The sequence below is a fragment of the Streptomyces sp. BR1 genome (assembly GCF_052373795.1).
Classification (GTDB): domain Bacteria; phylum Actinomycetota; class Actinomycetes; order Streptomycetales; family Streptomycetaceae; genus Streptomyces.
On record NZ_CM126252.1, the window covers coordinates 5,795,183 to 5,814,204 of the forward strand.

The 19,022-nt window shown below is 71.5% G+C and carries 17 protein-coding genes; 10 read left to right on the forward strand and 7 right to left on the reverse strand.

Going from position 1 to position 19,022, the window contains the following annotated elements:
- The first annotated feature begins 72 nt into the window (after nt 1–72).
- The 5 genes from ACT1U9_RS25300 (at nt 73) to ACT1U9_RS25320 (ending at nt 6,492) form a co-directional block, all read left to right on the forward strand.
- Entirely contained in the window at nt 73–2,298 is a 2,226-nt protein-coding gene (locus tag ACT1U9_RS25300; protein WP_444534944.1) for a molybdopterin oxidoreductase family protein, read from the forward strand.
- Nucleotides 2,299–2,425: 127 nt separating this feature from the next.
- Nucleotides 2,426–3,061: a hypothetical protein gene (locus ACT1U9_RS25305; RefSeq protein WP_444534945.1), complete on the forward strand. Its 636-nt coding sequence runs from the start codon at nt 2,426–2,428 to the stop codon at nt 3,059–3,061.
- Nucleotides 3,062–3,077: 16 nt separating this feature from the next.
- Nucleotides 3,078–3,830, forward strand: a complete 753-nt coding sequence (locus ACT1U9_RS25310; RefSeq protein ID WP_444534946.1) for a class F sortase — start codon at nt 3,078–3,080, stop codon at nt 3,828–3,830.
- 115 nt (nt 3,831–3,945) lie between these two features.
- Nucleotides 3,946–5,343 (forward strand): aldehyde dehydrogenase family protein, encoded by a 1,398-nt coding sequence (locus tag ACT1U9_RS25315; protein WP_444539243.1) that lies wholly within the window; start codon nt 3,946–3,948, stop codon nt 5,341–5,343.
- A gap of 66 nt (nt 5,344–5,409) precedes the next feature.
- Nucleotides 5,410–6,492, forward strand: a complete 1,083-nt coding sequence (locus ACT1U9_RS25320) for a zinc-binding dehydrogenase (RefSeq protein ID WP_444539244.1) — start codon at nt 5,410–5,412, stop codon at nt 6,490–6,492.
- On the opposite strand, the gene ACT1U9_RS25325 is transcribed toward ACT1U9_RS25320, so the two are convergent.
- The 3 genes from ACT1U9_RS25325 to ACT1U9_RS25335 all read right to left on the reverse strand — a co-directional run bounded on the left by ACT1U9_RS25325 (nt 6,489) and on the right by ACT1U9_RS25335 (nt 9,009).
- A complete protein-coding gene (locus tag ACT1U9_RS25325) occupies nt 6,489–7,448 on the reverse strand; it encodes a DMT family transporter (protein ID WP_444534947.1) in 960 nt (319 codons plus the stop codon). The two genes, ACT1U9_RS25320 and ACT1U9_RS25325, sit on opposite strands and share 4 nt — an antisense overlap.
- 121 nt (nt 7,449–7,569) lie before the next feature.
- Nucleotides 7,570–8,295 carry an ArsR/SmtB family transcription factor gene (locus ACT1U9_RS25330; RefSeq protein WP_444534948.1) on the reverse strand — a complete coding sequence of 242 codons (726 nt, stop codon included), beginning with the start codon at nt 8,293–8,295 and terminating at the stop codon, nt 7,570–7,572.
- A gap of 18 nt (nt 8,296–8,313) precedes the next feature.
- Nucleotides 8,314–9,009 carry a TetR/AcrR family transcriptional regulator gene (locus tag ACT1U9_RS25335; protein WP_444534949.1) on the reverse strand — a complete coding sequence of 232 codons (696 nt, stop codon included), beginning with the start codon at nt 9,007–9,009 and terminating at the stop codon, nt 8,314–8,316.
- Between the two features lie 83 nt (nt 9,010–9,092).
- On the opposite strand from ACT1U9_RS25335, the gene ACT1U9_RS25340 reads away from it, so the two are divergent.
- The 3 genes from ACT1U9_RS25340 to ACT1U9_RS25350 all read left to right on the forward strand — a co-directional run bounded on the left by ACT1U9_RS25340 (nt 9,093) and on the right by ACT1U9_RS25350 (nt 11,309).
- A complete protein-coding gene (locus tag ACT1U9_RS25340; RefSeq protein ID WP_444534950.1) occupies nt 9,093–10,244 on the forward strand; it encodes an acyl-CoA dehydrogenase family protein in 1,152 nt (383 codons plus the stop codon).
- Nucleotides 10,245–10,321: 77 nt separating this feature from the next.
- Nucleotides 10,322–10,609, forward strand: a complete 288-nt coding sequence (locus tag ACT1U9_RS25345; protein WP_444534951.1) for a YiaA/YiaB family inner membrane protein — start codon at nt 10,322–10,324, stop codon at nt 10,607–10,609.
- 67 nt (nt 10,610–10,676) lie between these two features.
- Nucleotides 10,677–11,309 (forward strand): TetR/AcrR family transcriptional regulator, encoded by a 633-nt coding sequence (locus tag ACT1U9_RS25350; protein WP_444534952.1) that lies wholly within the window; start codon nt 10,677–10,679, stop codon nt 11,307–11,309.
- 6 nt (nt 11,310–11,315) lie between these two features.
- Here the strand turns inward: ACT1U9_RS25350 and ACT1U9_RS25355 are convergent, their stop codons facing one another.
- Nucleotides 11,316–11,777 carry a MaoC family dehydratase gene (locus tag ACT1U9_RS25355; protein WP_444534953.1) on the reverse strand — a complete coding sequence of 154 codons (462 nt, stop codon included), beginning with the start codon at nt 11,775–11,777 and terminating at the stop codon, nt 11,316–11,318.
- Between the two features lie 128 nt (nt 11,778–11,905).
- On the opposite strand from ACT1U9_RS25355, the gene soxR reads away from it, so the two are divergent.
- On the forward strand, nt 11,906–12,406 hold the full coding sequence (soxR, locus tag ACT1U9_RS25360) for a redox-sensitive transcriptional activator SoxR (protein ID WP_444534954.1): 501 nt from the start codon (nt 11,906–11,908) through the stop codon (nt 12,404–12,406).
- A 48-nt stretch (nt 12,407–12,454) separates the two neighbouring features.
- Here soxR and ACT1U9_RS25365 read toward each other — a convergent pair whose 3' ends face one another.
- Nucleotides 12,455–13,066, reverse strand: a complete 612-nt coding sequence (locus ACT1U9_RS25365; RefSeq protein ID WP_444534955.1) for a hypothetical protein — start codon at nt 13,064–13,066, stop codon at nt 12,455–12,457.
- Between the two features lie 278 nt (nt 13,067–13,344).
- Here ACT1U9_RS25365 and ACT1U9_RS25370 point away from each other — a divergent pair, with 278 nt between their 5' ends.
- A complete protein-coding gene (locus tag ACT1U9_RS25370; protein ID WP_444534956.1) occupies nt 13,345–16,122 on the forward strand; it encodes a penicillin acylase family protein in 2,778 nt (925 codons plus the stop codon).
- A gap of 107 nt (nt 16,123–16,229) precedes the next feature.
- Here ACT1U9_RS25370 and ACT1U9_RS25375 read toward each other — a convergent pair whose 3' ends face one another.
- The gene (locus ACT1U9_RS25375) at nt 16,230–17,546 is read right to left on the reverse strand and encodes a serine-threonine protein kinase (RefSeq protein WP_444534957.1); all 1,317 of its coding nucleotides are present in this window, start codon (nt 17,544–17,546) and stop codon (nt 16,230–16,232) included.
- A gap of 119 nt (nt 17,547–17,665) precedes the next feature.
- On the reverse strand, nt 17,666–18,988 hold the full coding sequence (locus tag ACT1U9_RS25380; RefSeq protein ID WP_444534958.1) for an erythromycin esterase family protein: 1,323 nt from the start codon (nt 18,986–18,988) through the stop codon (nt 17,666–17,668).
- Nucleotides 18,989–19,022 lie beyond the last annotated feature (34 nt).

The following is a 19,022-nucleotide window of genomic DNA, read 5'->3' on the forward strand; positions in this document are numbered from 1 at the left end:
CTCTGGCCTCCATGCCTACCGGTCGGTATGCTCGGGACCGCCCGTGCGCCACCGCCGCCCTGGGGAGGACGAATGTCCCGCACAGCCCTCCGCATCTGCCCGCTCTGCGAAGCCACCTGCGGGCTGACCCTGACCGTCGAGGGGACGCGGGTCACCGGTGCCCGCGGCGACCGGGACGATGTGTTCAGCCAGGGCTTCATCTGCCCCAAGGGCGCCTCCTTCGGCGAGGTCGACGGCGACCCCGACCGGCTCACCGCACCGCTGGTGCGCCGCAACGGCGTGCTTGAGCAGGCGAGTTGGGACGAGGCGTTCGACCTGGTCGCCGCCCGGCTGCGACCGCTCGTCGAGGAGTACGGGGCGAACGCGGTCGGGGTCGTGCTCGGCAACCCCAATGTCCACACGATGGCCGGGGCGCTCTATCCGCCCGTACTGCTCGGCGGGCTGCGGACCAGGAACCTGTTCACCGCGAGCACCCTCGACCAGATGCCCAAGCATGTCTCCAGCGGGCTGCTCTTCGGCGACCCGTTCGCGATCCCGGTGCCGGATCTGGACCGTACGGACCATCTGCTGCTGCTCGGGGCCAACCCGCTGGAGTCCAACGGGAGTCTGTGCACCGCGCCCGACTTCCCGGGGCGGCTGAAAGCCCTGCGCAGGCGCGGCGGCACCCTCACCGTCGTCGACCCGCGCCGCACCCGGACCGCCAAGCTGGCCGACCGGCACGTGGCCCCGCGCCCCGGCACGGACGCGCTGCTGCTGGCCGCGCTCACGCACGTACTCTTCGAGGAGAAGCTGACCTCGCTCGGGGACCTCGCGGAACAGGTCGACGGACTGTCCGAAGTGCGGGACGCCGTACGTGAGTTCACGCCCGAGGCGGCCGGGGCGGCCTGCGGGCTCGACCCGGACGAGATCCGTACCCTCGCCCGGGAGCTCGCGGCCGCGCCGAGTGCCGCCGTCTACGGCCGCATCGGCAGCTGCACGGTCGAGCACGGCACCCTCGCCAGTTGGTTCGTCGATGTGCTGAACATCCTCACCGGCAACCTCGACCGGCCCGGCGGCGCGCTCTTCCCGCTCTCCGCCACCGACAAGGCGCCCCATCCGCCCGGCCCCGGCAAGGGGTTCGCGATCGGCCGCTGGCACAGCCGGGTCGGCGGACACGCGGAGGCCAAGTCCGAACTGCCCATCGCCGCGCTCGCCGAGGAGATCGAGACACCGGGGGAGGGGCAGATCCGGGCGCTGCTCGTCAGCGCCGCCAACCCCGTGCTCTCGGCCCCCGACGGCGACCGGCTCGACCGGGCGCTGGCCGGGCTCGACTTCATGGTCAGCGTCGACCCGTATCTCAATGAGACCTCGCGCCACGCCGATGTGGTGCTGCCCCCGCCGCCGCCCTCGCAGAGCGCGCACTTCGACTTCGCCTTCAACACCTTCGCCGTACGCAACCAGGTCCGCTACACCCGGGCCGCCGTCCCGCTCGCCGAGGGCAGGCTCGACGAGTGCGAGATCCATGCCCGCCTCGTGCTCGCCGCGACCGGGATGCACGGCGCCCCGGCGGACGCCGTCGACGCGCTGGTCGTCGAGCGCACCCTCGGCAAGGCCGTCGCCGATCCGCACGCGGCGGTGTACGGACAGGACCCCAAGGCGCTCGCCGCGCGGCTGACCGGCGAGAACGGCCCGGAGCAGCGGCTCGACATGATGCTGCGGCTAGGGCCGTACGGCGACGGCTTCGGCGCCGACCCGGACGGGCTGACCCTGGAGCGCGTGCTCGACCATCCGCACGGCATCGACCTGGGGCCGCTGCGGCCGCGCCTGGCGCAGGTGGTCAGGACCCGCAGCGGACGGGTCGAGCTGCTGCCCGGGCCGATCGCCGACGATCTGCCCCGGCTGCGCGCGGCCCTGGACGAGCGCCCGGCCGGTCTCGTCCTGGTGGGGCGGCGCCATCTGCGCTCCAACAACAGCTGGCTGCACAACATCCCGTCCCTGAACGGCGGTTCCAACCGCTGCACCCTCCATGTGCACCCCGAGGACGCGGCCCGGCTCGGACTCGCCGACGGCGACCCCGTACGCGTCAAGGCCGACGGCGGGGAGGTGGCGGCGCCCGTGGAGATCACCGACGCGGTCCGCGCGGGCGTGGTCAGCCTGCCGCACGGATGGGGCCACAGCCGTCCCGGCACCCGGCTCGGGGTCGCCGCCGAACAGCCCGGCGTCAACGTCAACCAGCTGCTCGACGGCTCCCGCCTGGACCCGCTGTCGGGGACGGCGGTGCTCAACGGCTTCCCGGTCGAGCTGGTCGCGCTGCGCTGACGCGTTGCGCCGGACGGGCGGTATCCGGTCGCCCCTTCGGCGCTGCGCCGCCGTTTTCCCGTACAGGTATGACAGAGAGTCAGAGGAAAGGTCGATTTATATGACAATCTGACACAAAGGAACGCGCATGCCTGCCTCACCACCCCCGCACCCCGCCCTCCACCGCCCGGCCGTCACCGCCGGTGCGGCCCTGGTCCTCGCGGGAGCCTTCCTGGCCGGGGCCCCGGCCGCCCACGCCGCGCCCGGCGACAACGGCGACGTGAAGATCCACAACGTCGGCACCGCCTTCACCGACCAGCGCAACGAGCCCAAGGTCTGCAGCTTCTACCTCGACGCCTTCAACTTCGACGTCGCGCAGGGCATCACCTGGTCCATCCAGACCCAGCCGCTCCGCGCGGGCGGCGCCGCGCTCAACGGCTCCATCACGCTCGCCACCGGTATCGGCCACACCGTGCCGCTGACGCTGCCGGACGGGCAGTACAAGCTCACCTGGAACATCACCGGTGGCAAGGGCGCGGACAAGCACAAGGTCTTCAAGGTCGACTGCGCCCCGGTCGGCACCGCGTCCGGCGGTGCGGCGGGCGGCGGCACCGGCGGCCCCAACGGCGGGGTGCCCGCGGGTGGCGGCGGCCTGGCCGGGACCGGCGGCGGCCTCACAGACGGCATCCCGCCCGTCGGCGGTCTCGCGGCCCTCGGCCTGGTCGGAGCCTCCGGGATCTTCTTCCTGCGCCGGCTGCGCCGTCGCCCCCATGGCGCCGCGTAACGGCTCCCCCAGGCCCTTGCACCGTACGCGCGGCTACCGGCTGGCGCGGACGGCGGCGCTCGCCGTGACCCTGGTCGTCGGCGGCGTCTGGTGGTCCCAGGACGACGGGTCGGTCGCACCGGTCGCGATGGGCGCCACGGGGACCGGGGGCGCGGTGGCGCCCTCGGCCCCCACGGGGGCCGACGGGGACAAGCAGGCCCCGGGGGCGGCCGGGGGCGCCAAGTCGCCCGGCCCCGGCGGCCGTTCGGCCCGGGGCGGCCGGGGCGCGCCCGCCGCCCGGCCGCCCGCGCCGCTGCCGCCGTCCAGGGCGATCGGTCTCGCCATCCCGTATCTGAGTCTGAAGGCGCCGGTCGTCGGCCTCGGGCTCGACCCGTCGCACCATCTCGCCACGCCGCCGGTCGACGACCCGAAGCCGGTCGGCTGGTACGCGGGCGGTCCCACGCCGGGCGAGAACGGCACCGCCGTCGCCGTCGGCCACCGCGACACCCGCACCGGGCCCGCCGTCTTCGCGGGCCTGTACGCGCTGAAGCCCGGCCGCCTGGTGGAGGCCCGGCGCGCGGACGGCAAGGTCGCGGTGTACACGGTCGACGAGGTCAAGAAGTACGACAAGGCGCACTTCCCCAACGAAGAGGTGTACGGCCGACGCAGCCGGCCGGAGCTGCGGCTGATCACCTGCGGCGGCAAGTTCGACCGCAAGGCGGGCTACGAGAGCAACATCGTCGTCTTCGCCCACCTGACCGCCGTACGCGGTCCGGGATCCAGTCCGTAATCGCGAGCCTTTAACCTCCTCCTGACGCCGGGGCCCCTGGTGCCGGAAAACTACCGGCGCTAGTTTGGGTCCCCGGAAGCCGAGGCTCAGGAGGAGTGCGATGGACGCCCACGGGATGTACGCGGCCCAGGACGGGATGTACATAGGCGGTCGGTGGACGTCCGCCGCCGGCGGCGACACGTTTCCGGTCGTGAACCCGGCCGACGAGCGGGTCATCGCGCACATCCCGGCCGGTACCGCCGAGGACGTGGACGCGGCGGTGCGCGCGGCCCGCGCGGCGCTGCCGGGCTGGGCCGCGACCGCGCCCGCCGAGCGCGCCGCGCACATCGCCGCGCTGCGCGACCGGCTGGCCGAGCGCAAGGACGAGATCGCCCGCACGGTCACCGCCGAGCTCGGGGCGCCCGAGCAGTTCGCGCAGCAGGTGCACGTGGGCCTGCCGATCGCGGTCGCCGGTTCGTACGCCGAACTCGCCGCCGCGTACGCCTTCGAGGAGCGGATCGGGAACTCGACGGTCTTCCACGAGCCGGTCGGTGTGGTCGGCGCGATCACGCCCTGGAACTACCCGCTGCACCAGATCGTTGCCAAGGTGGCACCCGCTCTCGCGGCGGGCTGCACGGTCGTCCTCAAGCCCGCCGAGGACACCCCGCTGACCGCGCAGCTCTTCGCCGAGGCGGTGCACGACGCCGGTGTGCCCGCCGGTGTGTTCAACCTGGTCACCGGCCTCGGCCCGGTCGCGGGCCAGGCGCTCGCCGCGCACGAGGGGGTCGACCTGGTCTCCTTCACCGGCTCGACGGCCGTGGGCCGCCAGATCGGCGCGACGGCGGGCGGAGCCGTCAAGCGGGTCGCCCTGGAACTGGGCGGCAAGTCCGCCAACGTCGTCCTGCCCGGCGCCGACCTGGCCAAGGCGGTCAACGTCGGCATCGCGAATGTGATGAGCAACTCGGGCCAGACGTGCAGCGCCTGGACCCGGATGCTGGTCCACGCCGACCGGTACGAGGAGGCGGTCGAGCTCGCCAAGGCCGCTGTCGCCAAGTACCCGGCGGGCGACCGGGTGGGCCCGCTGGTCAGCGCCAAGCAGCAGGCACGCGTGCGCGGTTACATCGAGAAGGGGGTGGAGGAGGGTGCCCGGCTCGTCGCGGGCGGCCCCGAGGCGCCGCTGGCCGAGGGGTACTACGTGGCGCCCACCGTCTTCGCGGACGTCACCCCCGAGATGACCATCGCCCAGGAGGAGATCTTCGGCCCGGTCGTCTCGCTCATCGCGTACGCGGACGAGGACGACGCGCTGCGGATCGCCAACGGCACGGTGTACGGGCTCGCGGGCGCGGTCTGGGCCGGGGACGACGCCGAGGCGGTGGCGTTCGCGCGGCGGATGGAGACCGGCCAGGTCGACATCAACGGCGGCCGCTTCAACCCCCTTGCCCCGTTCGGCGGTTACAAGCAGTCGGGCGTGGGCCGCGAGCTCGGCCCGCACGGCCTGACCGAGTACCTCCAGACGAAGTCCCTGCAGTTCTGAGCCGTTTCTGAGCCGTTCTGAGCAGTCCTGACGTTCCCGTTCCGTCACTCCCAGCCCAGGAGCATCATCGTGGTCCGCGCCGCAGTCCTTCCCGCCATCGGGTCCCCGCTGGAGGTCACCGAGATAGAGCTCCCCGAGCCCGGCCCCGGTCAGGTGCGGGTCCGTATCGCCGCCGCCGGGGTCTGCCACTCGGACCTGTCGCTCTCCAACGGCACCATGCGGGTCCCGGTCCCGGCCGTCCTCGGTCACGAGGGCGCGGGCACCGTGGTCGCCGTCGGTGAGGGCGTCACCTCGGTGGCACCCGGCGACGGCGTCGTCCTCAACTGGGCGCCCTCGTGCGGCGGTTGCCACCCCTGCTCGCTCGGCGAGGTGTGGCTCTGCCTCAACGCGCTGGGCGGCGCGACCTCCGTGTACGCGCGCACCGCCGACGGGCGCGACCTGCACCCCGGTCTGAACGTCGCCGCGTTCGCCGAGGAGACGGTCGTCGCCGAGAACTGCCTGCTGCCGCTGCCCGAGGGCATCCCGCTGGCGGAGGCCGCGCTGCTCGGCTGCGCGGTCCTCACCGGTTACGGGGCCGTCCACCACTCGGCGAAGGTCCGCGAGGGCGAGACGGTCGCGGTGTTCGGCGTCGGCGGCGTCGGCCTCGCCACGCTCCAGGCGGCCCGGATCGCTGGCGCCGCGCGGATCGTGGCGGTGGACGTCTCCCCGGCCAAGGAGGAGCTGGCCCGCCGGGCGGGCGCCACCGACTTCGTGATCGCCTCGGAGACGACCGCGAAGGACATCCGCAAGCTGACCGGCGGAAACGGTGTCGATGTGGCCGTCGAGTGCGTCGGCCGCGCGGTCACCATCCGTACCGCCTGGGAGTCCACCCGGCGCGGCGGCCGCACCACGGTCGTCGGCATCGGCGGCAAGGACCAGCAGGTCTCGTTCAACGCCCTGGAGATCTTCCACTGGGGCCGTACGCTCTCCGGCTGCGTGTACGGCAACAGCGACCCGGCCCGCGACCTGCCGGTCCTGGCCGACCACATCCGGGCCGGCCGCCTCGACCTGAGCGCACTGGTCTCGGAGCGGATCGGGCTCGACGGAATCCCGGCGGCATTCGACAACATGGTGGCGGGCAAGGGCGGCCGGGCGCTGGTGGTCTTCTAACCGACCGACTCCGGTTCCACGGTCGGCCCGTCGGCGGGTGCCGAGACGCATCCGCTCCCTGATGTCGTACGGGGGCGGGAGCGCGAGACCGCCACGCCCGTCAGGCACAGGGCGCCGCCGACGAGGGTGAGCCAGCCCGGCACCTCGTCCAGGATCAGCCAGGACATCAGGACGACGAGCGCGGGCACCACATAGGTGGTCGCGCCCATCCGTCCCGCCGTCGTACGGGCAAGGGCGTACGCCCAGGTCGTGAAGGCGAGCGCGGTCGGGAACACGCCCAGGTACACCATGTTCAGGGTGGCCTTGAGCGGTGCGTCGGCGGCGTCGGACACCAGCTGTCCGGTGAACGGCAGACAGGCCACCGCGCCCACCAGGCAGCCGAAGAAGGTGACTTGGAGCGCGCTGCCGTGGTGCAGCGCGGGCTTCTGCGCGACGACACCGGCCGCGTACGTCACGGCCGCCAGCAGGCACAGCGCCACGCCGAGCACGGACGCGCCGCCGTCGCCGGACATCGACAGGCCGACCGCCACCGCCCCCGTGAACGAGACGCCCATGCCCGCCACCAGCCGGGGCGGCAGCCGCTCGCCGAGGAACCGGGCGCTGAGCAGCGCGATGAGGATCGGGCCGATGTTGACGACCATCGCGGCCGTACCCGCGTCGACCTGCTGCTCGCCCCAGTTGAGCACGACCATGTACAGGCCGAACCAGAGCAGCCCCGAAACGGCGATCCCCGGCCAGGCCGCGCGCGGCGGCAGCCCTTCACGGCGGAACACCAGGACCGCGCCGAGCACCGCCGTGCCCGCGAGCAGCCGCCCGAGCGCGAGCGCGCCGGGGGAGTAGGCGGCACCGGCGCTGCGGATCGACACGAACGCCGAGGCCCACAGCACGACGGAGATTCCGACGGCGCCGAGGGCGAGCCGCTGCGAACTGCGGGCGGGGTGCGAGGAGTTGGTCATGAGGTGAAGGTAAGCGCGAAACAGTTCGTCGTTCACCGAATTATCGGGGGCCTCATGGGAGGGGCGGGGCCGGGGCGGGTCCCGGCACTCAGCTGCAAGCCTCCCCGCCCCGCCGCCGCGTTCACCGCAAACTCGACTTCTCGATCCCCAGCAGCTCGCCCAGCGCCTCCACCCCCGTCGGCGTCACCCGTACCGCCCGCTCGGATCCGATCCGTACGCACCACTTCTCGTCCAGCGCGTGCGCGCACAGTGCGGCTCCGGCCGTGCCCGCCAGGTGGGGGCGGCGCTCGGTCCAGTCCAGGCAGGAGCGCACCAGCGGGCGCCTGCCACGAGGTTCGAGCGGGATCCCCAACTCCCCGTACCAGCCGATGCCCTGAGCGGTCAGCGCGAAACCGGCGTCCTGGCTGAGCAGCCCCCGTACGGTCATCGCGTCCGTGATCGCGATGCCGAGCCGGCCCGCGAGATGGTCGTAGCAGGTCCGCCCGCGCGCCATCGCGCTGCTCGCGGACGCGGCCCGCAGGGTGCGGGGGCGGGCGGGCGCGGTGTGGGCCGCCAACTCCTCCACGAGGTGGGCGACCCCGGCGTCGGCGAGGCGCAGATACCGGTGCCGGCCCTGCCGCTCCTCGCCGAGCAGCCCGCCCGCGACGAGCTTGCCCAGATGCTCACTGGCCGTCGACGGCGCGACCCCCGCGTACCGCGCGAGCTCTCCGGCCGTCCAGGCCCGCCCGTCGAGGAGCGCCAGGCAGAAGGCGGCCCGGGTCTCGTCGGCGAGCAGCGAGGCGAACGCGGCGAGCCCGGAACCCGATGTGCCGGACCGTGATGTGCCGGAACCCGATGCGGTGGTCATGCCTCCAGCATGCCGCGATCACCGTTCGGCCGGTACCGAACCATGGGCGGTGCTGTGGCGTACGTCGGCGGGCAGGGCGTCGTACTGCGCCGCAAGGCCGTCGAGCAGCGCCCGCAGCCCCGTCTCGAAGGCGCCCTCGTCGATCTTCTCCTGGCGTTCGGCGAGGAGGTGCGCCTGGCCGAGATGCGGATAGTCGGCCGGGTCGTACGCGCTCTCGTCGTCCACGAAGCCGCCCGCGAAGGAGCCGAGGGCCGAGCCCATGATGAAGTACCGCATCAGGGCGCCGATATGGGTGGCCTGCGCGGGCGGCCAGCCCGCCGCGACCATCGCACCGAAGACCGCGTCGGCCAGGCGCAGTCCGGCCGGGCGCCGGCCCGGGCCCTGGGCCAGGACCGGGACGATGTTGGGGTGCCGGGTGAGGACCGCGCGGTAGGCGACGGCCCAGTCGTGCAGCGCGGTGCGCCAGTCGCGGGAGTCGGCCGCCTCGAACATCGACAGGTCGACCTGGGCGGAGGTCGCGTCGGCCACCGCCTCCAGGATCTCGTCCTTGGTGCGGAAGTGGTTGTAGAGGGACGGCCCGCTCACCCCCAGCTCGGCGGCGAGACGCCGGGTCGAGACGGCCGCGAGCCCTTCGGAGTCCACCAGCGCGCTCGCCGCCGCCACGATGCGGTCGGTGTTCAGGAGGGGCTTGCGCGGTCGGGCCATGCGGCACATAGTAGGGCCTGCGCCCGTAAAACTAGCAGTGGTAATTAAAGCTGCGACCGGGGTGCGACCCCCATGAGGAACCTGGAGTCCGTGTGAACCTGGAGCTGAGTGAGGAGCAGGCCGCCGTCCGGCGGCTCGCCGAGGACTTCGTCGCCCGCGAGGTCACCCCGAACGCCGTCGCATGGGACCGCGCCGAGAGCGTCGACCGGTCAATCGTGAAGAAGCTGGGCGCGCTCGGCTTCCTCGGGCTCACGATCCCCGAGGAGTACGGCGGCTCCGGTGGCGACCATCTCGCGTACTGCCTGGTCACCGAGGAGCTGGGACGCGGCGACTCCTCCGTGCGCGGCATCGTCTCGGTCTCGCTCGGCCTGGTCGCCAAGACCCTCGCGCACTGGGGGAGCGAGGAGCAGAAGCGCGAGTGGCTGCCCCGGCTCACCTCCGGCGAGGCCCTGGGATGCTTCGGTCTCACCGAACCCGGCACCGGCTCGGACGCCGGGAACCTGGCGACCCGGGCCGTCCGCGACGGCGGCGACTACGTGGTCAACGGTTCCAAGATGTTCATCACCAACGGCACCTGGGCCGATGTGGTGCTCCTCTTCGCCCGCACCAACGACACCCCGGGCCATCGCGGTGTCTCCGCGTTCCTGGTGCCCACCGATTCCCCCGGCCTCACCCGCCGCCCCATCCACGGCAAGCTCGGCCTGCGCGGCCAGGCGACCGCCGAACTCGTCCTCCAGGATGTGCGCGTACCGGCGGGCGCCATGCTCGGCCCGGAGGGCAAGGGCTTCTCGATCGCGATGTCCGCGCTGGCCAAGGGCCGGATGTCGGTCGCGGCGGGCTGCGTCGGTATCGCGCAGGCGGCCCTGGACGCGGCCGTCGGATACGCCGGGCAGCGCGAGCAGTTCGGCCGCTCCATCGCCCACTACCAGCTGGTGCAGGAGCTGATCAGCGACATCTCGGTGGACGTGGACGCGGCGCGGCTGCTGACCTGGCGGGTCGCCGATCTGATCGACCGCGGCCAGGAGTTCGCCACCGCCGCCTCCAAGGCGAAGCTCTTCGCCTCCGAGGCCGCCGTGCGCGCGGCGAACAACGCCCTTCAGGTGTACGGGGGTTACGGCTACATCGACGAGTACCCGGTCGGCAAGCTGCTCCGCGACGCGCGCGTGATGACGCTGTACGAGGGCACCAGCCAGATCCAGAAGCTGATCATCGGCCGCGCCGAGACGGGTGTCTCGGCCTTCTGAGCGCATGCAGAACCTGAGTACGTACTGAGTACGCGAGCGGATGTGGGCCGCACCATATCGGCCGCATGCTGTCCGGCATGAGTGAGACACCGGTCAAGCAGCAGAACACGGCCGCGTACTACGGGCAGGCCGTCGCGTCCTTCTCGATCGCCCTGGGCGCCACGGCGATCGGCATCACCCGCCTGCACGCCGACGCCTGGGTCCGCGCCTTCCTCGGCATCGCCGTCCTCTACCTCGTCACCTCCGCCTTCACCCTCGCCAAGGTGGTCCGCGACCGCCAGGAGGCCGGGCAGATCGCCAGCCGGGTCGACCAGGCCCGCCTGGAGAAGATCCTCGCCGAGCACGACCCCTTCCAGAAGCTCTAGCCGCAGGCTCTAAGCGCTTGCTCACCTTCGGGGTATGGTGTTCGTCCGAAGGAAGAAGGAGCGGGCGATGGGTGCGGCTGACGAGATGGCGGGCGACGAGAAGCCGTGGGGCGAGGTCACGCCCGAGGCCGCCCGGAGGCTGCTCCTCGCCGCCGTGGAGGCCTTCGCCGAGCGCGGCTACCACGCGACGACGACCCGGGACATCGCGGGCCGCGCCGGGATGAGCCCCGCCGCGCTCTACATCCACTACAAGACCAAGGAAGAGCTGCTCCACCGGATCAGCCGGATCGGCCACGACAAGGCCCTGGAGATCCTGGAGACGGCGGCGGGCGCCGACGGCACCGCCGCCGAGCGCCTCACCGACGCCGTACGCTCCTTCGTACGCTGGCACGCCGGGCACCACATGACCGCGCGCGTGGTCCAGTACGAACTCGACGCGCTCGGCGACGAGCACCGCGCCGAGATCGTGGAGCTGCGCCGCCGCAGCGACGCCGCCGTGCGGCGCATCCTCAACGAGGGCGTGGCGGCGGGCGAGTTCGACGTGCCGGACGTGCCGGGCACCACGCTCGCCGTGCTCTCGCTCTGCATCGACGTGGCGCGCTGGTTCAACGCGCAGGGGCGCCGCACGCCGGACGAGGTCGGCGCGCTCTACGCCGACCTCGTGCTGCGGATGGTGGGGGCCCAGCCCCCGGCGAAGTAGCGCGCCTCAGAAGAAGTAGCGCGACACCGACTCGGCCACGCACACCGGCTTGTCGGCGCCCTCGCGCTCGACCGTCACCTTCGCGGTCACCTGCACACCGCCGCCGACCTCCTCGACCTCGGTCAGTACGGCGGTGGCGCGCAGCCGTGAGCCGACCGGCACGGGTGCGGGGAAACGGACCTTGTTGGTGCCGTAGTTGATGCCCATCCGCATGCCCTCGACGCGCAGGATCTGCGGGACGAACGTCGGCAGCAGGGAGAGCGTCAGATAGCCGTGCGCGATGGTCGTCCCGAACGGCCCGCTCGCGGCGCGCTCCGGGTCGACGTGGATCCACTGGTGGTCCCCGGTGGCGTCGGCGAACAGATCGATGCGCTTCTGCTCGATCTCCAGCCAGTCGCTGTGCCCGAGCGGCTCGCCCACCCCGGCCCTCAGCTCCTCGGCGGATGTGAAGATCCTCGGCTCTGCCATGCCCGGTTCCTGCCTCTCTCGCATGCTCCCGCTGCTCTGCGGCTCATGGTTTCCAAGCGCTTGCTCAGCATGCTGGGGGCGGTGCCCGCTGTCAACGGTGAGGGGTCCTGAGCAGTAGGGTTCGAGGGGTGCCGCAGATTCCAGAGAAGGTCCATGAACTCACGGTCGGGCAGCTGTCCGCGCGCAGCGGGGCGGCCGTGTCCGCGCTGCACTTCTACGAGTCCAAGGGCCTCATCAGCAGTCGCCGTACCTCGGGCAACCAGCGCCGCTACAGCCGTGACGTGCTGCGCCGCGTCGCGTTCGTACGGGCCGCCCAGCGGGTCGGCATCCCGCTCGCCACGATCCGGGACGCGCTCGCGGAGCTGCCCGAGGAGCGCACGCCCACTCGGGAGGACTGGGCCCGGCTCTCCGAGACGTGGCGGTCCGAACTCGACGAGCGGATACGGCAGTTGGACCGGCTGCGGAACCATCTGACGGACTGCATCGGGTGCGGGTGTCTGTCGCTTGAGACGTGCGTGCTGTCCAACCCGGACGACATCTCGGGCGACATCCTCACCGGGTCCCGGCTGCTGCCGGAGCGCAAGAAGAAGCGGGGCGCGACCAACGTGGCGTCGTGCGCGGATTGCTGAGCAGAAACCCGACGTCGCGGGGGCGGGGCCGTGCCGCCCCCGCGCGTCTCATGCCGCTGATGCCAGTGCTCCGCGCCGTAGTGATTTGGACCGGGTCAGGGCCTCGGTGGTCAGTACCGGCTGCGGGACCAGGATTCCGCAGGCCGTGCAGACCGGGCCGCACCAGGGGTCGTGGGCCAGGTCCTGTCGCCAGACGAGCCGCTGCCCGTCGCACACCGGGCAGTCCGTGCCCGGTACGGTCCGCAGGGCCGCGATGATGCGCCCGAGCACCTCGGCCAGGGGCCGCGCCGGGTGCACCGACGGGTCCTCGCACCAGGCCACCCCGAACCCGCCCCAGGTGCGCCGGTGCCAGTCGTCGAAGGAGCCGGGGATCCGCAGGCCGGCGTGCTTCTCGCGCTTCCTGCGGGCCGCGAACTCCGCTTCGTAGGCGAGCCAGACGGCCCGTGCCGCCTCCAGCTCGTCGAGCGCGGCCACCAGCCGCGCCGGATCGGGGGCCCGGTCCTCGGGCCCGATGCTGTGCCTCGCGCACAGATGGTCCCAGGTCGCCCGGTGCCCGTATGGGGCGAACCGCTCAAGGCACTTGCGCAGTGAATACCGGCGCAGCGCGAGATCGTTCCCCGGATCGCGCACCTGTCTCGCCAGACTGCGGAAACCAGCCATGGCCCTGCCACCTCCGTCGCTCGTACTTCGGTGAATGCTTCGGCGTCGAGGAATGGACGTACGACTACCCAATCCGGCTCCATCGAAAATTCGATGGCGGCCATCAGGTGGCGCGTCCGGGACCGTGCCGCGCGCCCCCCGCCGCACTCCGGGCGCACGGATCCACGGGCGTACGGACCCGACTCTGTGATGATTCGGGAAAGGTGACGCATGCTCATCTTCCCTCGTCGGGTACCCCTCAGTAACCTCCGCCGCATCGGTCCTCACTAGGAGCACGCATGCGACGACCCACCGCACGGCTCAGAACCGCCACCGCCGCCACTGTGATCGCCCTGTCCGCAGCCCTGTTGGCCCCCGTCGGCCAGGCCGGCGCGGCGGAGGTGCCCAACGACGACTACTGCCTCGGCCAGTGCGGCGACATCCTCCCGCCCGGCGAGAACGGCAACGCGACCCTCGTCGACATCCTCGGCAACAAGATGTTCGGCACCCATCCCGCGCACAGCGACGACCAGCTCGGCAAGTACGACGCGCTGGTGGCCGGACAGTCCTCGCTCACCGACGACAAGCTCAACTCGTTCTTCAACGACGCCTCCTTCGGGGTCCCCGGCGGCCAGGTCGCGTCCACCAGCTCCCCGCGCCCCGACGTCACCATCACCCGCGACAAGGCCACCGGCGTCCCCCACATCAAGGGGACCACCCGGTACGGAACGGAGTACGGCGCCGGGTACGCGGCGGGCCAGGACCGGCTCTGGCTGATGGATCTGTTCCGGCACATCGGGCGCGGCGAGCTCACCTCGTTCGCGGGCGGCGCGCTCGCCAACCAGGGCCTTGAGCAGGAGTTCTGGCCGCAGGCCCCGTACACCGAGGCCGACCTCCAGGCGCAGGTCGACCGCATCCGCACCACCAACGGCGCACGCGGCGAACAGGCCATGGCGGACGCCCAGGCGTACGTCGACGGCATCAACGCCTACGCCAAGCAGTCCAAGGACGGCCGCTACTTCCCCGGTGAGTACGTCCTCACCGGCAAGATCGACGCCATCACCAACATCGGCGAGATCCAGCCCTTCAAGCTCACCGACCTGATCGCGCTGGCCTCCGTCGTCGGCGGACTGTTCGGCGGAGGCGGTGGCGGCGAAGTGCAGGCCGCACTGTCGCTCCAGGCCGCGCAGGCCAAGTACGGCGTCGCCGAGGGCACCAAGGTGTGGGAGTCGTTCCGCGAGCGCGACGACCCCGAGGCCGCGCTCACCGTCCACGACGGCACGAGCTTCCCGTACGCGACCAAGCCCGTGAACGCGCAGGGCACGGCCATGCCCGACCCGGGCACGGTCGTCCCCGAGCAGCTCGTCTACGACCGCACCGGCTCGGCGCTCACCAAGGCCAAGGCCGATGTGCGCGTCCCCGCGCAACTCAAGCCGCTCAAGGGCATCTTCAACAACGGTGCGATGCCCGGCTTCGACATCGGCAAGCCGCGCGGCATGTCCAACGCCCTGGTCGTCTCGGGCAGCCGCACCGCCAGTGGAAACCCGGTGGCCGTCTTCGGCCCGCAGACCGGCTACTTCGCGCCACAGCTGCTGATGCTCCAGGAGATCCAGGGCCCGGGCATCAGCGCGCGCGGCGCCTCCTTCGCCGGGGTCGGGATGTACGTGCAGCTCGGCCGGGGCCAGGACTACGCCTGGTCCGCCACCTCCGCGGGGCAGGACATCACCGACACGTACGCCGTCGAGCTCTGCCAGGACGCGGCCCACTATCTCTACCGGGGCGTCTGCACCCCGATGGAGAAGCTGGAGAAGACCAACGCCTGGAAGCCGACCACGGCCGACAACACGGCAGCCGGGTCCTACCGGATGCAGGTCTGGCGTACGAACTACGGCATCGTCACCGCCCGCGCCACGGTCGGCGGCAAGCAGGTCGCGTACACCTCACTGCGCTCGACCTACCGCCACGAGGCCGACTCGATCATCGGCTTCCAGATGTTCAACGACCCGACGTACGTCAAGGACGCGGCCACCTTCCAGCAGGCCGCGCAGCACGTCGACTACGCGTTCAACTGGTTCTACGCGGACTCCCGTACGGCCGCGTATTACAACAGCGGCAAGAACCCGGTGCGGAACCCCGATGTCGATCCGTCACTGCCGATCACGGCCGACCGCGTGTATGAGTGGCAGGGGTTCGACCCGGCGTACAACACCGCCGACTACACGCCGCCCGCCCAGCACCCGCAGTCGGTCGGGCAGGACTACTACATCTCCTGGAACAACAAGCAGGCCAAGGGGTATACGGCGGCCGGGTTCGGCAACGGCTCGGTGCACCGGGCCAACCTTCTCGACGACCGGGTGAAGGCGCTGGTCGCGCAGGGCGGGGTGACGCGTTCCGCGCTCACCCGGGCGATGGCGCAGGCCGCCGTCACCGATCTGCGGGGGGAGGATGTGCTGCCGGAGTTGCTTCAGGTGATCCGCAGTGCGCCTGTCACCGATCCGCAACTGGCCACCGCCGTACAGCAGTTGGAGTCCTGGAAGGCGGATGGTGCGCAGCGGCGGGAGACCGCGCAAGGGTCGCACACCTACACCCATCCCGAGGCTGTGCGGCTGATGGATGCGTGGTGGCCGCTGCTCGTCGAGGCCGAGTTCAAGCCGGGGCTCGGGGATGGTCTGTACTCCTCTCTGACCGCGAACCTGTCCACCGACGAGGCGCCCTCGGCCGGGCACGGGCCTACCGGGGCGCATGCCGGGTCCTCGTTCCAGTACGGGTGGTGGAGTTACGCGGACAAGGATCTGCGGACGGTTCTCGGTCAGCCGGTGCAGGGTCCGCTCGCGCGGGCGTATTGCGGGGGCGGGCGGTTGTCCGCGTGCCGCGATGTGCTGCTGGCTTCGCTGGGGCAGGCCGCGGGCAAGACTGCGGCGCAGGTGTATCCCGGCGATGCGGTGTGCTCCGCCGGGGATCAGTGGTGTGCCGACTCTGTTGTTCAGCGGCCGCTGGGTGGGATCAGCCAGAATTCGATCAATTGGCAGAATCGGCCTACCTATCAGCAGGTGGTCGAATTCGCTTCGCATCGATAGCAGCTGCGCTGGAAGTGGTTTGACTGCGGGCCGTCTTGGGCTGGTCGCGCAGTTCCCCGCGCCCCTTAGTGGGCCCTTCGGGCCCTCCTAGGGGCGCGGGGTTCCCGTCATACGCAGCCGATACGTCCAGCCGCCAGTACCACCCTCGCCAGTTCCGGGTGGCAGATGTCGCTGTGGGCGCCCGATGGGGGGCCGCCTGATCGGACCACTGCTTCCGCGTTCACGCTGACGCAGCCGGAGTCCGGGACGCCGTCTCGTAGTACCTCCGCCAGGGTCAGTTCGGTGCAGGGCGTCACCGACTGGATGCCGTCGTGGCCGATCGCCCACCAGCGGCGGTCGAGTTCCAGGAGGCCCTGGTAGTCGCAGGCCAGCTTCGATGCCAGGGGGTAGATCACCCCGAGTGCTGTGTCGAAGCGGGAGTAGCAGGAGACCACCGGGCCGTCGACTCGGCTCTGGAGTGCGGCCAGTGCGCCCGCGCCGCTCAGCCCGGACGGCAGCTGTTCGGCGAATGCGTAATGCGAGAAGGCTCCTTCCAGCAGGGTCACCGACTTGACGTTGCGGGCGCCGTCCGGGAGGCCCTTCAGGGCGAACGCGACCAGTCGGCCGCCCTGGCTGTGGCCGACGAGATGGATCCGCATCGACGGCTTCGTACGGGCGAGTTCGCCGATCAGCGGGCCGAGACCCAGCTGGCCGACCTTGCCGGAGCGGCGCTTCATCTCGTAGTACGTCGTCTGGCGCAGGACCTCCTTCGCGCCGTCCCAGAGGTGCTTGAGGGAGTCGCCGATCGAGAACGACGGCCCGGCCGGGCCGGGTTCGACGTCCATCCCGGTGTCGGACAGGGCCAGGATGAACTCCCGGCACAGGCCGAGGGTGTCCTGGGTGAGGAGCGCGGCGACGCCGTCCGAGCCGTCGTCGAGGGTGTCGGCGCCGAAGCCCGCCGCCCCGTCGTCGTGTGCCACGAGGTCCCGGGTCAGCTCGCCGAAGTGGCGCAACTCGTCCTCGGAGTCCGGCTGTTGGGCGAGGAGTGCCGCCAGCTGGTCGATCGTGTCGTCCCGGCCCGGGAACGTTCCCTTCAGGGCCTCCACCGTCGCCGCGTCCAGGCCCGGGCCCGGATCCGCGGCCACCGTGTGCGGGAAGTCCGGGATCTCCTCGTCCGTGAACCGGATCGACGGCCAGACGATGCCCGCGTACCCGAGCCGCACCTCCGCGGCCGCCGCCCCCGAGGCCGCGAGCAGCCCCGGGAACGGCTGGAAGAAGTGGGCGTACAGGGCTGTCGCGACCGACGGGGTGTTGTTCCAGCCGTGCGAGAACATCACCAGGTCCGTGACGTCCAGATCCGCGAGGGCCGCGCGCTCGGCGGGATCGGCGTCGCCGTCCGCGTCGAAGGTGATCTCGCGGTACGGCTCGATTCCGATGTCCACCATGGCTGGGGCCTCCGGTCCGTTCGGACGGCAATGAGACACGCTGGGCCTCATATGGTCCCGCCGGACCGGAGGGGTGACCAGGGGTTGGACAGAAACAGGAACGAGGTGATCCGGGGAGGTCAGAGCCGGTGCGCGGCCGTCACCCGGTGCAGGTGCACCAGTACGTCGAACGAGGCTCCGAGCCGGACCTGATCGATGGGCTCCGGCCAGGAGTTGCCGATGAACCGCGTCGGGCGGAACGCGTCCAACCACTTCTTCGCGGCGGCCGGAACCGTACGCATGTCGAGGTAGTAGTCGCGCGGTGAAACCCGTTCCAGAACCTCCTCGTTGCTGCCCCGTGCCATCGGGCCGACCGTGAACTTACGGATAGGCTCCGCCGGGTCGTTCAGGTCCATGGCGTTGAACGAGCCCTGGCCGAAAGTGAATCCGATCGTCGTGTACGCCGTGCCGACCAGCTCGCGGATGTACGCGCCCTGGGTCTTGGGGTACTCGGCGCTCAGCGTCGGCGCGTACCCGACATGGCCGTTGTGCGCCGAGAGCAGCATCTTGTCGCCGGTGTGGCGCTGCCACCACACCGTGTTCCATGCCATCGTCTCGTCCCGGTAGCGCCGCGACTCGCGCAGCTGGGCGTCGTCGAAGAAGTCGTACGACCACATGGTGCCGGTCTGCGCGATGGTCCGCGCGTACTGGAGAACCCGGTCGTGTTCCGCGCGGTCGGGGCCCGGCCGCTGCTCGCTCAGCAGGTCGTAGGCCTTGCGGACGTCGTCGGCCTGCCGCCGGCGCTGGTCGAGCGGCTGCGTCAGTCGGACCGACATGGTGTCGCCGACGCCCGCCGTGGGCCGGGACTCCTTGTAGAGCGCGGTGACGCGGGGGAGCACCGCGGGGTACTGCCGGGCCGTGTACGCGGTCACCTTGTCGAACAGCTCCGTGCCCGCGTACCCCATGTCGTCGCCCATGAACTGGAGTTGGCGGGTGTGGTGCAGGTTGTACCCGCGCATCCAGCGGATCAGGTCCAGATACTCCCGGGTGTCCCATATCGCGTACGAGCTCTGGAACTCCTCGCGCACGATCCGCTCGGGGTCGCCCTTGCCGTGGCGTACGTAATCGTTGATCCGCATCCCCGACGACCAGGACGTCTCCAGGGCGAAGGTGGTGAAGCCCTTCTTCTCGACGAGGTACTGGAAGACGCGGTGCTTGGCCGCGAAGAACTCGTGCGAGTTGTGCGTCGCCTCGCCCAGACCCACGATCTTCGCCGAGCCGGTCATCCGTCCGAGCGGGCCCAGATCGGTGAACGGCTGGGCCGATCGTGCCAACTGCCCGTCAGGTGTGGGGGTTTGCGCCCGTGCCCCCGGGATCGCTGCGGTGAAGACGCCCAGGGTCAGGCCGAGCAGGAGGAGCAGGGATTGCCGTAAACGGCGGTGGGTGTCGGTGAACAGGTGCATGGGGCCAGCGTGTCGAACGGCCGGGGGACTTGCC